Origin of the sequence: Sphingobium sp., assembly GCF_049304695.1 — a bacterium.
Classification (GTDB): domain Bacteria; phylum Pseudomonadota; class Alphaproteobacteria; order Sphingomonadales; family Sphingomonadaceae; genus Sphingobium.
In genome coordinates this window covers 79189-92115 of record NZ_JBAQOK010000053.1, presented here as the reverse complement: position 1 = coordinate 92115, position 12927 = coordinate 79189, and the positions used below count along the sequence as shown (strand labels likewise).

Annotated in this window: 12 protein-coding genes; 6 read left to right on the top strand and 6 right to left on the bottom strand. The window is 63.2% G+C overall.

The features are described from left to right. The first annotated feature begins 315 nt into the window (after window positions 1-315). Window positions 316-1026 (top strand): Bax inhibitor-1/YccA family protein, encoded by a 711-nt coding sequence (locus WA070_RS08175; protein ID WP_422633597.1) that lies wholly within the window; start codon window positions 316-318, stop codon window positions 1024-1026. 4 nt (window positions 1027-1030) lie between these two features. After that, complete coding sequence (locus WA070_RS08170; protein WP_422633596.1) at window positions 1031-1309, top strand: zf-TFIIB domain-containing protein; 279 nt, start codon at window positions 1031-1033, stop codon at window positions 1307-1309. A gap of 123 nt (window positions 1310-1432) precedes the next feature. Here WA070_RS08170 and WA070_RS08165 read toward each other — a convergent pair whose 3' ends face one another. Together WA070_RS08165 and polA are read right to left on the bottom strand one after the other, a co-directional pair. Further along, the gene (locus tag WA070_RS08165) at window positions 1433-1726 is read right to left on the bottom strand and encodes a GIY-YIG nuclease family protein (protein ID WP_422633595.1); all 294 of its coding nucleotides are present in this window, start codon (window positions 1724-1726) and stop codon (window positions 1433-1435) included. A 68-nt stretch (window positions 1727-1794) separates the two neighbouring features. Then, the gene (gene polA, locus WA070_RS08160) at window positions 1795-4584 is read right to left on the bottom strand and encodes a DNA polymerase I (RefSeq protein WP_422633594.1); all 2790 of its coding nucleotides are present in this window, start codon (window positions 4582-4584) and stop codon (window positions 1795-1797) included. Window positions 4585-4738: 154 nt separating this feature from the next. On the opposite strand from polA, the gene WA070_RS08155 reads away from it, so the two are divergent. Then, complete coding sequence (locus WA070_RS08155) at window positions 4739-5539, top strand: transporter (protein WP_422633593.1); 801 nt, start codon at window positions 4739-4741, stop codon at window positions 5537-5539. A gap of 6 nt (window positions 5540-5545) precedes the next feature. Here WA070_RS08155 and WA070_RS08150 read toward each other — a convergent pair whose 3' ends face one another. Next, entirely contained in the window at window positions 5546-6715 is a 1170-nt protein-coding gene (locus WA070_RS08150) for a serine hydrolase (RefSeq protein ID WP_422633592.1), read from the bottom strand. Window positions 6716-6885: 170 nt separating this feature from the next. Between WA070_RS08150 and WA070_RS08145 the strand changes: the two genes are divergently transcribed. Then, window positions 6886-7725 (top strand): alpha/beta fold hydrolase, encoded by an 840-nt coding sequence (locus WA070_RS08145; protein ID WP_422633591.1) that lies wholly within the window; start codon window positions 6886-6888, stop codon window positions 7723-7725. A gap of 3 nt (window positions 7726-7728) precedes the next feature. Here the strand turns inward: WA070_RS08145 and nadB are convergent, their stop codons facing one another. Together nadB and WA070_RS08135 are read right to left on the bottom strand one after the other, a co-directional pair. Next, window positions 7729-9333: an L-aspartate oxidase gene (nadB, locus tag WA070_RS08140; RefSeq protein ID WP_422633590.1), complete on the bottom strand. Its 1605-nt coding sequence runs from the start codon at window positions 9331-9333 to the stop codon at window positions 7729-7731. A gap of 62 nt (window positions 9334-9395) precedes the next feature. Next, a complete protein-coding gene (locus WA070_RS08135; RefSeq protein WP_422633589.1) occupies window positions 9396-10334 on the bottom strand; it encodes an ABC transporter ATP-binding protein in 939 nt (312 codons plus the stop codon). A 435-nt stretch (window positions 10335-10769) separates the two neighbouring features. On the opposite strand from WA070_RS08135, the gene WA070_RS08130 reads away from it, so the two are divergent. Continuing rightward, window positions 10770-11129, top strand: a complete 360-nt coding sequence (locus WA070_RS08130; protein WP_422633588.1) for a hypothetical protein — start codon at window positions 10770-10772, stop codon at window positions 11127-11129. A gap of 74 nt (window positions 11130-11203) precedes the next feature. Here the strand turns inward: WA070_RS08130 and WA070_RS08125 are convergent, their stop codons facing one another. Next, a complete protein-coding gene (locus WA070_RS08125; protein WP_422633587.1) occupies window positions 11204-11833 on the bottom strand; it encodes a c-type cytochrome in 630 nt (209 codons plus the stop codon). A gap of 186 nt (window positions 11834-12019) precedes the next feature. On the opposite strand from WA070_RS08125, the gene WA070_RS08120 reads away from it, so the two are divergent. Then, entirely contained in the window at window positions 12020-12910 is an 891-nt protein-coding gene (locus WA070_RS08120; protein ID WP_422633586.1) for a prephenate dehydratase, read from the top strand. Window positions 12911-12927 lie beyond the last annotated feature (17 nt).

Sequence of the window (12927 nt, the reverse complement as noted above, 5' to 3'; positions counted from 1 at the left end):
CGCTCTCGATAAGGCGACACCCCTCCGTCAGGCCTGCGGCCCGACACCTCCCCTGCAAGGGGAGGATGGCCCGCCCATTTGTAATAAAATGTTGCAGCCGGGCCGATCCCTTGCGCGCGGACGTTCTCCCACCAATATTGCTCATGCGGGCCGGGCCCCTCTGACGATCTGGGCTTCCCCCCTTGCCTTGATCGTGATGTCGGACCGCATCGGGTGCGCCCGGTGCAGGTTTATGGGATGTTAGCCCCCTCTTTTATCCCATGGAGACCGCACCGGGCCACTCGAACCATGTTTTATGATGGAGAGAGTGTTCCCATGAATAATCCCGTTCGCACGCCGGGCTATGGCGCCAGCCGGTCGGTCGATACCGACGCCGGCCTGCGCGCGCACATGCTCGGCGTTTTCCGCAACATGGGCCTTGGCCTGGTCATCACTGGCCTTGTCGCCGCCTTCGTCGCTGGCACGCCGCCTGTGGCCGCCGCGATTTTCGGCACGCCGCTCAAATGGGTGGCGATGTTCGCGCCGCTGGCCTTCGTCTTCTTCTTCAGCTTCCGCATCGAAAAGATGACGACGTCGGGCGCGCGCCTCGCTTTCTACGCCTTTTCCGCCGTGATGGGCGTGTCGCTGGCCAGCGTGTTTCTGGTCTTCACTGGCGCCAGCATCGCGCAGGCCTTCTTCTCCGCCGCCGTCATGTTCCTCGCCATGGCGCTGTGGGGTTACACGACCAAGCGTGACCTGACGCGCGTCGGCAGCTTCCTCATCATGGGCCTGATCGGCATATTGGTCGCCAGCCTCATCAACATCTTCCTCGCCTCGTCCGCGTTGCAGATGGTGGTGTCGATCCTGGGCGTCGTGATCTTCACCGGTCTCACCGCCTGGGACGTGCAGCGCATCAAGTCGGATTATTTCGTCTATGCGGGCCACGAAATGGCGGCCAAGATGCAGGTGATGGGCGCGCTGTCGCTCTACCTCAACTTCGTCAACCTGTTCCAGATGCTGCTCAGCCTGACCGGCGAGCGGGAGTAAGCGGATGCGGGATCAGGCTGCCGTATCGGCCATGCTCTGCCCGGTCTGTCACGTCGGATTGGCGATGACGGACCGGCAGGGGGTGGAAATCGACTATTGCCCCCAATGTCGCGGCGTCTGGCTGGACCGGGGCGAACTGGACAAGATCATCGAACGATCGGGGCAGGGCGGGGCAGCATCCGCCACGCCCTTCGCCCAACCCAGCTACCGCCCCGATCGCGATAACCGACCGGGGTATCAGACCAAACGCAAAAAGAGCTTTCTGGAAGAGCTGTTCGATTAAGCGAGGCTGGCTGTCGAAGAAAGAACAAGGGAGATACCAGCCTGCGCTGGGATGACAAAGGTAGGCAGTTCCCCCCCCGTCATGCCAGCGAAGGCTGGCATCTCTCTTCTTCTGTCCCGACCTTCATTCCATATGCAATTCATCGAACAAATCCCGCCATGTCGGATTGATCGTCTCGATAAGGGTGACCTTCCACGCCCGCTTCCACGCCTTCATCGCTTTTTCGCGCGTGATGGCGTCCATGATCGTCCCATGCCGTTCGGCATAAACCAGCCGGTCGAGCCTGTAGCGACGACAGAAGTCTGAACCCGTGCCGTCGCGATGCTGCATGGCGCGATGGGGCAGGCTGGACGTTACGCCGATATAGAGCACGCCATAAGCCCGGTTCGTCATGATATAGACCCAGCCGCCGGTCATCCAGGACAGGGAGCGTCAGGAAGAAGAGAGATGCCAGCCTGCGCTGGCATGACGGTGATTTTGCCCCCTCAATGCGCCGCGCCCCAACTCGCCCCCGTGCCGATCTCGACCCCCAACGGCACGCTCAGCGTTACGATCGGCTCCGCCGCGCTTTCCATCACGCCCCGGATCACAACGCTCGCCGCCTCGACATCGCCTTCGGGCAATTCGAACACCAGTTCGTCATGCACCTGCAACAACATCCGCACGCGGTTCAGCCCCGCCGCCTCCAGCGCCGGACCCATGCGCACCATCGCCCGCTTGATGATGTCCGCGCTGGTCCCCTGAATCGGCGCATTGATCGCCGCACGTTCGGCACCCTGCCGCTCATGCTGGATCGACGCGATGATCCGCGGGAACCATGTCTTGCGCCCGAACAGCGTCTGCGTGAACCCGCTCGCCCGCACCTTTTCCAGCGTTTCATTGATATAGACGCTGATGCCGGGAAAGCGCTCATAATAGCGGGAGATCATGTCCTGCGCCTCGTCCGCGCTGATTTCCAGCCGCGCCGCCAGCCCCCAGCGGGAAATGCCGTACAGGATCGCGAAGTTGATCGTCTTGGCCCGCCCGCGCGTCTCGCGATTGACATCGCCGAACAATTCCTGCGCCGTGCGATTGTGAATATCCTCGCCCGCCGCGAACGCCTCTTTCAGCGCAGGCACATCGGCCATATGCGCCGCCAGCCGCAATTCGATCTGGCTGTAATCCGCCGCCAATATGACGTTGCCCGGTTCCGCGACGAAAGCATGACGGATCTGCCGCCCGATGTCTGTGCGGATCGGGATATTCTGCAAATTGGGGTCGGTGGACGACAGTCGCCCCGTCTGCGCCCCGGTCAGGCTGTAGCTGGTATGGACGCGCCCGGTATCCCGATTGATCTGCTGTTGCAGCGCATCGGTATAGGTGGATTTCAGCTTCGCCAATTGCCGCCATTCCAGCACCAGCCCGCTGATCTTCGACCCTTCGGCCTTCAGCTTTTCCAGCACGGTGACGTCGGTGGAATAAGTGCCGCTCTTGCCCTTCTTGCCGCCCTTCAACCCCATTTCATCGAACAGCACGACGCCCAGTTGCTGCGGCGATCCGATGGTGAAGGGGTGGCCGGCCAGTTCGAAAATCTCCGCCTCCAGCCCCGCCATCGTCTGCGAAAAGCTGCCCGACAGGCGCGACAATTGCTCGCGATCGACCTTGATGCCGTGCCGCTCCATCCCCGCCACGACCGGGATCAGCGGGCGATCCACCAGCTGATAGACGCGCGTCACGCCTTCCTGCGCCAGCCGCTGCGACAGATGATGCCACAGCCGCCAGGTGACTTCGGCATCCTCGGCGGCATAGGCGGTCGCGCGATCCAGCGGCACATGCGCGAAACTGATCGCCTTCTTGCCGGTCCCCGTCACTTCCTTGAAACTGATGCATGTATGTTGCAGATGGACGCTCGCCGCCTCGTCCATGCCATGCCCGCCCAGCGACTTGCCAGCATCCAGATCGAAACTCATCACCATCGAATCGTCGATCGGCGTCACGTCCAGCCCGACGCGGGCCAGCACGTTGAGGTCATATTTGATATTATGCCCGATTTTCAGCACCGCATCGTCGCACAGCAACGGGCGCAGCAGCCGGACGGCATCGTCCAGCGCAATCTGCTGCGGCACTTCGCCGAACATGTCGTCGGCGGATCGGTGCGCCAGCGGAATGTAGCAGGCGCGGCCCGGCCCGGTGGACAGGCTGATGCCGACCAGACCCGATTCCATGCTGTCGAGCGCATCGGTTTCGGTATCCACCGCCACGATGCCCAGCGCCTGCGCCTCCGCGATCCACGCTTCTAGTTGCGCGACCGTCGTCACCGTTTCGTAGATGGCGCAGTCGATCGGCGGATGCGTCACCGCGACAGGCGCGCTCGGTGGAGCCATGGCCGATGCCGCCGCTGCCACGCCCGCAACCGCCACGGCGGCAGCAGGCGCGCCCAGCCGACCCAGCAACGTCTTGAACCCATGATGCTCCAGAAACGCCTGCAACGGTTCCTTGGGAATGCCTTTCAATGCCAGATCGTCCAGCGGTTCGGCCAGATCCATCGTGTCGTGCAACGCCACCAGCCGCCGCGACAGCCGGGCCATGTCGGCATGGGCGATCAGATTTTCCTGCATCTTGGATTTCTTCATGGCGGGCGCGGCGGTCAGCACGCTTTCCAGATCGCCATATTCGGTAATCAGCTTGGACGCCGTTTTCGGCCCGATGCCCGGCACGCCCGGCACATTGTCCACGCTATCGCCCATCAATGCCAGCACATCGCCCAGTTGGTCGGGCCGCACGCCGAACTTGCCCATCACATAGTCCGGGCCGCGCCGCTCATTCTTCATCGTGTCGTACATGTCGACGCCGGGCTGGATCAACTGCATCAGATCCTTGTCGGAACTGACGATCGTCACATGCCATCCCGCCGCAACCGCCGCCTTGGTATAGGTGGCGATAATGTCGTCCGCCTCGAAACCCGCTTCTTCGATGCAGGGCAGCGAAAAGGCCCGCGTCGCGTCGCGGATCATCGGGAATTGCGGGATCAGGTCTTCGGGTGCGGGCGGACGCTGCGCCTTATACTGGTCGTACATGTCGTTGCGGAACGTGTGCGATCCCTTGTCCAATATCACCGCCATATGCGTCGGGCCTTCGGCCTTGCCCAGTTCCGTCGCCAGTTTCCACAGCATCGTCGTATAGCCATAGACCGCGCCGACCGGCTGGCCATGGCGATTGGTGAGCGGGGGAAGCTGGTGATAGGCGCGAAAAATATAGCCGCTGCCATCGACGAGATAGAGGTGATTCTGGGTCATGGCAGCAGGGGATAAAGCATCACGCGGAAAAGTGGGAACCGGTTTTCTTGTGGCGCACGTCCATCTGGATAATCGAGCGGGAACAAGCGGGTGGATGAATTATTTCCACTATGTTGCTATGGCCGGATTGCCCGGACGCGGCAGGGGGAAATATATGCTCTACAAAGCCGCAATCGCCATTCTCTTGCTCAGCCTGACACCGACACTGGCCTTCGGGCAAGAGCGCGACCTGTGCGCCGACCGCCCCGGCCTCGGCACGCCCGCCTGCACGGTGGACAAGGGGCATGTCGTGCTGGAGATGGGGCTGGGCAACTGGACCCATGACCGCGACGGACAAGTCGTTACGGATACGTTTCAAACCGGTGATGCGCTGATCCGCCTGGGCCTCACCGACTCGCTGGAGGCCCAGGTCGGCTGGACCGCCTACGGCACCACCCGCATCCGCGACCGCGCCACCGGGTTGGTCGATCGCCAAAGCAGCACAGGCGATGTGAGCCTCGCCCTGCGTCAAAACCTCCATAACCCCGACGGATCGGGCTTCACCATCGCGGTCATGCCCTATGTCTCGGTGCCAACGGGCGGCTCCGCGATCGGCGCTGGCGATTGGGGCGCGGGGCTGTTGGTCCCGGTCGGCTTCGATCTTGGAAACCATTTATCTGTGGCCCTCACTCAGGAAATAGATGCCTCCGTGGATCAGGACGGCAATGGCCGCCACCTCGCCTATGGCAGCGTCGTCGGGCTGGATTATGCCTTCACCGACGCGATCACCGGCACGATCGAAACATCGCTGATGCGCGACGATGATCCCGATGGCCATGTCACACAGGCGCTGGGCGGGCTGTCCTTTGCCTGGCAACCGTCGAGGGCAATGCAGTGGGACATAGGTCTCAATGTCGGCCTCAACCACAACAGCCCGGATCGCCAAGTCTATCTGGGCGTCGTCCGCCGCTTCTGATCCGCCTCAGCGCTTCTCATGATTGGCCGCGACCGCCTTCGCCACCGCCTGCATCAGCGCCCAGCGTTCGGGGATCGATACGGTCGTAGACCCGATCATCACCGCGAGCGCATAGCTGGTGCCGTCCGGCGCGGTCATGATGCCGATGTCGTTGAACCCGGTCGATCGCGGCGGCAGATCCTGCCCCGTGCCGGTCTTGTGCAGATAGGTCCAGCCCGGCGGCACCCCGCCCTTGATCCGCTGCGGCCCGGTCTTGGCTTCCGCCATGATCGACAGCAGCAGGCGCGATGAGGCAGGCGACAGCAGGTCGCCCTCCTTCAACCGCGCCAGCGCGCCGACAACCGAACTGGGGGCCGCGCCGTCTGGTGGATTGGCCAGATAATTGTCCAGCGCCCGTTGCCGCACTGCCATGGGCAGCCTGGCGCGCGCGGCGTAGAAATTACGACCGATCGAATAATCCTGCCGCCAGTCCATCCCCGCTGTCGCCGATTGCAGCAACCGTTCGCCCGGCCCGAACCGGATGTCGCGGATCATCCGCCGCGCCAGAAACGCCCGCACCGCGTCCGGCCCGCCGACGGCGCGCAGCAGCGTGTCGTTCGCGGTATTGTCGCTCTGCGTCATGGCCCGGCGCAACAGGTCGGAATAGCTGGTGGTCCAGCTGCCTCCCTTCAGCAACGAAGCGGTCGGCTGGTGAAACAGGGTCAGGTCGTTGCGGGTGATCGTGGTCGTGTCGGTGATGCGCAGCTTGCCCCGATCAACAGCGTCGAGGAAAGTCAGCGCCACCCAGAATTTCGATACGCTTTGCTGCGGGAACAGCGCCGTGCCATTCCACGCCACGGTCCAGTCCGCCCCGATGCGCCGCACCGCAATGCCGACCTTGCCATGGAAACTCTGCCCCAGATTGCGCACGACGCTGACCAGAGCGGGGGAGGGCGTCTCGCGCTGATCGACGTTGCGATAGGGGGCGGGCGGATTGGTGACTGCGCGGATCGGCCAGCTGTTGGGGATCGGCTGGACCGTGCCGGGCTGCGGATGGGCGGCACGAGGATGGGGCTTTTGCGGCAGGTTGGACGCAGCCTGCGCCGACGGCTGTTCGGGCGCGCTCACGCAAGCGGACAGTGCCGCCATCAACAGGACCAGGCGCGCAAATCCGCCCCGGTTTTCATTCAACGACATTCTCGACCCCGTGCTCTTCCTTTTCATAGGGCTGGCCAGAAGCGGTGCGGGCAAGAGGGATGCGACGAACGACTCTCTGGCTGCGGTGTAAGGAGTCTGCGGTGTGGAACCCACCTGTGGATGTTCACGCTCATTTGCGGTTCAGCGCAATTGGGGCAATAGGCAAACGCATGACATATATCGACAGACGCACCGCGATGCTCGGCGCAATTGCGGCAAGCGGTGCTGCATGGGCAGGGGCAGCCACCGCCGCCCCCTTCACGTCGCGCCGGATCAGCGTCGTGACGCGCGGCACGGGCGCGGACGTGCTGCTGATCCCCGGCCTTGCCAGTGGCCCCGGCATCTGGAACGGGGTGATCGCCGCACTGCCGGGCTATCGCTTCCATCTGGTCCATGTGCGCGGCTTCGCGGGACTTGCGCCCGACGCCAATGCCAGCGGGCCGCTGGTCCAGCCGGTCACGGACGAGGTCGCCCGGTATATCGCCGCCGCTGGATTGAAACGCCCTGCCATCGTCGGTCATTCCATGGGGGGCACGCTGGCGATGTTGCTGGGGCTGAAAGGTCTGGCGCGCCGGGTCATGGTGGTCGACATGCTGCCTGCTGGTGCAGCGATGGTCGGTGGCACGGCGAGCGGACTTGGCTTTCTGGCCGACCAGTTGGGCGGCTATCTGACGGGCACGGTCGCGGGGCGTCGCACACTGGCGCAGATCGTCGGCCAGACGCCCGGCGCGCAGGGCAGCGATCCCGACGTCATCGCCAGCGCGCTGCGTGATCTGGCGCATATTGACCTTGGCCCGCAGCTTGGCCGGATGCCCGCGCCGCTGGAGGTCGTCTACGCAGTCGGTGCAGATGTCGAGCAGGCCAACGCCATCAATCGCCGTTTCCGCACCGCCTATGCCGTGGTCAGGGGTGCGACGTTGAAGGCGATCGGTCCCAGCGGCCATATGGTGATGGCTGACCAGCCGACCCGCTTCAACGCCATGCTGGGAGCTTTTCTCAAAGGCGCCTGATGGTCAGGGGGCCAGCACTGTATCGACCGCCTGCGGCAGCGTGTCGGGATAATCGAGCGTATAGTGCAGCCCCCGGCTTTCCTTGCGATGCAGCGCCGATCGCACCACCAGCCGCGCGACCTCCAGCAGATTGCGCAGTTCGATCAGGTCGGGCGTCACGCGGAAATTGCCGTAATATTCGTCCACTTCCTGCGCCAGCAGGGCGACGCGGTGCTGCGCGCGCTCCAGCCGCTTGGTGGTGCGGACGATGCCGACATAATCCCACATGAAACGGCGGATTTCCTTCCAGTTATGCTGGACGATCACTTCCTCGTCGCCATTGGTGACGCGGCTTTCGTCCCATGGCCGGATCGGCGGCGGCGCGGGCAGTTCATCCCAGGAGCTACGAATATGCTTGGCCGCCGCTTCGCCAAAGACGAAACATTCCAGCAGGCTGTTGGACGCCAGCCTGTTGGCGCCATGCAAGCCGCTTTCGGTCACTTCGCCCGCCGCATAAAGGCCGGGCAGGTCGGTGCGCCCGTCCAGATCGATGACCACCCCGCCGCAGGTATAATGCTGCGCGGGTACGACCGGGATCGGTTCTTTGGTAATGTCGATGTCGAGGTCCAGCAGTCGCGCATAGATGGTCGGGAAGTGATGCTTCACGAACTCCGGCGGTTTGTGGCTGATGTCGAGATGGACATAGTCGAGGCCCAGCCGCTTGATCTCATGATCGATGGCGCGCGCCACTACGTCGCGCGGCGCGAGTTCGGCGCGGGGGTCGAACCGGTCCATGAATCGCTCGCCCCCGCCCGGCACGCCGGGGGGAAGTTTAAGGTGGCCGCCTTCGCCGCGCACCGCTTCGGTAATCAGGAAATTCTTGACCTCCAGATTATAGAGGCAAGTCGGGTGGAACTGGTTCATTTCCATGTTCGACACCCGGCATCCCGCGCGCCACGCCATCGCGATGCCATCGCCGGTCGCGCCGCGCGGTGCGGTGGAAAACAGATAGGTCCGCCCCGCGCCGCCCGTACACAGGATCGTCGCCTTCCCCAGCAGCGTGTCGACATGCTGGGTCTTCTTGTTGAAGGCATAGACCCCCCACACATGGCCGTCGCCCGAATAGCGTTCACCATGGCGGCCAGTGATCAGGTCGATCGCGATCAGATCCTCGACCAGCGTGATGTTGGGATTGGCGCGCGCGGCCTTGAGCAGCGCGACCTGCACCGCATGGCCGGTGGCATCATCGACATGGACGATGCGGCGATGGCTATGCCCACCCTCCCGCGTCAGGTGCCAGCGTTCGCCAAAATCCTCGTCCGCGTTGAATGGCACGCCCAGTTTGGCGAGCCGTTCGATCGCGGCGGGCGCTTCGGATACGACGAACTCCACCGTTTCGCGGTCGTTCAGGCCCGCGCCGGCCACCATCGTATCCTCGACATGCGCGGTAAAACTGTCGCCCGCATCCAGCACGGCGGCGATGCCACCCTGCGCCCAGTTGGTCGATCCGCTATCCAGCGCACCCTTCGCCAGCACCAGAACCTTGCGGTCCTGCGCCAGATTGATCGCCGCGGTCAGCCCCGCCGCGCCCGAACCGATGATGATGACGTCGTGGGTAGTGGTTGGCATGCTGTTCTCGATTGTTCGGGTCTGATCCCTACGCCGTTCGGCTCGAACCGAACGGAGATTGCTTAGGCCGCAGCCGTCAGATTGAGGAACACGTCCTCCAGATCGGGGTCGCGTGTTACCACGTCCACGATCGCCAATCCGCTGGCCTGTACCGCGCTTAGCACCTGACCTGCATTGGCGCGGTCCTTCAGATAGGTGATGGTCAGGGTGCGATCGCCCGACAGTTCGACCTTTTCAAAGCACGGTGCGCTCGGTGGCGTCACCACGTCGCGGTCCACCGTGACCTGCACCACCTTTTCCTGCGCCATAGCCAGCAATTCCTGCGTCGGCTTGTCGGTGATGACGCGGCCATGGTTGATGATGGCGATGCGGTCGCATAATTGTTCGGCTTCCTCCAGATAATGGGTGGTCAACACGATGGTGACGCCCATTTCGTTGAGTTCGCGGACATAGGCCCAAAGCTGCTGGCGCAATTGCACGTCCACGCCCGCCGTCGGTTCGTCCAGCACCAGAATCGGCGGGCTATGCACCATCGCCTTGGCCACCAGCAGGCGGCGCTTCATGCCCCCTGACAGGGTGCGGGCATAGGCGTGCGCCTTGTCCTCCAGATGGACGGCGCGCAGCAATTCCATCGACCGACGCTTTTCTTTCGGCACGCCATAGAAGCCCGCCTGATTTTCCAGCGTTTCGAACGGGGTGAAGAAGGGATCGAACACGATTTCCTGCGGCACGATGCCGATGGAATTTTTGGCGTTGCGGGGGTTTTCGTCAATGTCGAAGCCCCAGATACGCGCCGTGCCCGACGTCTTGTTGACCATGCCCGCCAATATGTTGATGGTCGTGGACTTGCCCGCGCCATTGGGGCCGAGCAGGCCATAGATCTGGCCGCGCGGAATCGTCAGGTCGATGCCGTCGAGTGCGCGCTTGCCGCCCTTATAGACCTTGGTTAGGTCGCGGATTTCGATGGCGGCTTGCGCGGCGGGCGCGGAAATGTCGGTCATGGCTCAACTCTATGGGGATCGAACGGGATGAAAGGAAGAGGGCTGATTGTCCCACTGGTCGGGTAACGTGGCGCGACAGGCGAAGTTCACAGTGTCGTGCGGTGCTTTTTGCTGGATTTGGGCCTGTGGCGCCGTCGAAGCATCGGGGATGCGTCATCGACGCGCCACCGACGCACCACCTGCGCGACTGGGACGCGTCGGTCGAGGGGGTTTTGGCTGGTGATCCATACTGCCCGATAAAGCAGGAGAAGTCCTACATTGGAAGCGGAGGAAGCCATACTGATGCCTGATCCGGAACGCCCGCGCAGTCCGCGCTCCCACTGACCCGGCCCGCCTATCATCATGGAGCGTCCCGAAAATTAGGGCTTTGCTAAGCGGATTGTAGCAGAACAGACAATCGGCGTTTTCCGACAAACAATCAGGTTGGAGAGATTAATGATCAAGGTGACGGCCGATCCCGCCCGAAAACTGGTGATCGCGCGTATGAGCGGCTTTCTATCCGTCGAGGAAGTGGAGCAGTTTTCGCGCGACAAGGACGCAGCGGTTGAATCCATGGGCCTGCGATCGGAAGACTATCTGCTTTTGATAGATACCGCTGAAGCCATTATCCAGCCGCAGGAGATCGTTGCCGCGTTTCAGCATCTGGTCACCAGCGCCCGGTACAAGGCGGGTCGTATCGCCGTGGCCCGCAAAAGTTCGCTGACACGGATGCAGACGAGCCGGATACTCAGCCTTCGCGATGACGCCGCAGTGTTCGAAACGATCAGCGAAGCCGAAGCCTGGCTCTTTGCATAGAGCGGCAATGGCAGAATCACAAAGAGCGCGGCAACCGGTGCCGCGCTCTTTGCAAATCCGATAAAGCGCCGCTCTTATTTGGCGGCAGCGTTTTCGGCCGGCGCTTCCGCAGCATTGGCCGCGTTGCCCGCTTCGGCGGCATTGCCTGCTGCGGTGTTGTCGCCCGCAGCGGGCGCTGCGTCGGCGGCGGGGAGGGGCAGGTTGGACCCCTGCGTGTTCAGCCAGGCGATCAAGTTCGCGCGATCGACCGGATTGCCAAGGCCCGCAAAGGTCATCTTGGTGCCGGGCGCAAATTCACGCGGGGACGTCAGCCAGTGATCGAGATTTTCGAAAGTCCAGTTGCCACCCTTGCTCTTGAGCGCGTCGGAAAAGGCAAAGCCTGCTTTGCCATGGCCGATTTCCTCGCCGACCGTGCCATAGAGATTGGGGCCGATGCCGTTGGCGCCACCCGAATTGACGGTGTGGCAGGCCGCGCACTTGGCGAACACCTTTTCACCCGCCGCGACGTCGGCACTGGCGAGCAGGGTGTTGAGACCGGGGCCGGTCGCGACTGCGCCGCCTGCGGCTTCGACGCCCTCGATCACATAGCCCATTTCTTCGGGCCGTTCTTCGTGGAAATATTTGGAACTGACGATCGCGCCACCCAGCGCGATGATCCCCGCAAACAGCGCCCAGCCCGCTACGGTGTTGAAACGATCGCCCATTTCGCTCGAATTCCCTTGCGTTTCTGTCCTGGCGGCTGTCTTCCGCGCCCCCTCTTGTGCGCTGCCATAAAGGCGGACACGCCAAGGTGCAAGCCGGGTTGACACGGGAAATGCGTGGGCAGGGACGGATGCCACCCCAGCGATGCTTGCGTGGGCGCGGTCAACTGCCTAAGCGCGCAGCCAGTCATGGAAAACTATCCCGCCCCCGCCCGCGCGATTGTCGCGCAACTGGCCGAAAAGGCCGCTGCCGATCCCGCGCGCGCCGTTTCCTATCAGGGCGCGCCCGGTGCCAATTCGCATCTGGCCGCGCTGGGATATGCACCAGATTGCGTGCCATTGCCCTGTTTCGCGTTCGAGGATGCGATAGATGCTGTGCGCAGCGGGCTGGCGGCGCGGGCGATCATTCCCATTGAAAACAGCCTGCACGGGCGCGTGGCGGACATGCATTTCCTGCTGCCCGAATCGGGGCTGCATATCGTCGACGAATATTTCCTGCGCATCCGCCACTGCCTGATGGCGCCGGATACGACGCCGGTGAAAAGCGCGATCAGTCACCCGCAGGCGCTGGGCCAGTGCCGCCATTATCTGCGCGAGCGTGGCATCCAGCCGGTCGCCTATGCCGATACGGCGGGCGCGGCGGCGCTGGTGGCGGAACGCAAGACGCCGGGCGAAGGGGCGATCGCGCCCTATCTGGCCGCCGAACTCTATGGCCTGCGCCTGATCGCGGAAAATATCGAGGATAGCGACGACAATATGACGCGCTTTCTGGTGCTGGCGCGCGAACCCAAAATGCCGGTGCCCCATGTCGGCCCGGTGATGACGACTTTCCTGTTCGAGGTGAAGAACGTCCCCGCCGCGCTCTATAAAGCCATGGGCGGTTTTGCCACCAACGGCGTCAACATGACGAAGCTGGAAAGCTATCAGCGCGGGGCGAGTTTCGCCGCGACCGAATTTTTCTGCGACATCGAAGGGATGCCGGGCGACGCAGCGGTTGACCGGGCGCTGGCGGAACTGGAGTTCCACACCAAATGGGTGCGGATGCTGGGGAGTTACCGGCAGGCGCGGCCACGCACCTAAGCGACGACCCGCGCTTT

Bases quoted from the DNA above. Each gene is read 5' to 3' on its own strand.
- WA070_RS08155 (WP_422633593.1), top strand. From the start codon at position 4,739: ATGCTCTACAAAGCCGCAATCGCCATTCTCTTGCTCAGCCTGACACCG.
- WA070_RS08130 (WP_422633588.1), top strand. From the start codon at position 10,770: ATGATCAAGGTGACGGCCGATCCCGCCCGAAAACTGGTGATCGCGCGT.
- WA070_RS08135 (WP_422633589.1), bottom strand. From the start codon at position 10,334: ATGACCGACATTTCCGCGCCCGCCGCGCAAGCCGCCATCGAAATCCGC.
- WA070_RS08170 (WP_422633596.1), top strand. From the start codon at position 1,031: ATGCGGGATCAGGCTGCCGTATCGGCCATGCTCTGCCCGGTCTGTCAC.
- WA070_RS08165 (WP_422633595.1), bottom strand. From the start codon at position 1,726: ATGACCGGCGGCTGGGTCTATATCATGACGAACCGGGCTTATGGCGTG.
- WA070_RS08145 (WP_422633591.1), top strand. From the start codon at position 6,886: ATGACATATATCGACAGACGCACCGCGATGCTCGGCGCAATTGCGGCA.
- nadB (WP_422633590.1), bottom strand. From the start codon at position 9,333: ATGCCAACCACTACCCACGACGTCATCATCATCGGTTCGGGCGCGGCG.
- WA070_RS08175 (WP_422633597.1), top strand. From the start codon at position 316: ATGAATAATCCCGTTCGCACGCCGGGCTATGGCGCCAGCCGGTCGGTC.
- WA070_RS08150 (WP_422633592.1), bottom strand. From the start codon at position 6,715: ATGTCGTTGAATGAAAACCGGGGCGGATTTGCGCGCCTGGTCCTGTTG.
- polA (WP_422633594.1), bottom strand. From the start codon at position 4,584: ATGACCCAGAATCACCTCTATCTCGTCGATGGCAGCGGCTATATTTTT.
- WA070_RS08125 (WP_422633587.1), bottom strand. From the start codon at position 11,833: ATGGGCGATCGTTTCAACACCGTAGCGGGCTGGGCGCTGTTTGCGGGG.
- WA070_RS08120 (WP_422633586.1), top strand. From the start codon at position 12,020: ATGGAAAACTATCCCGCCCCCGCCCGCGCGATTGTCGCGCAACTGGCC.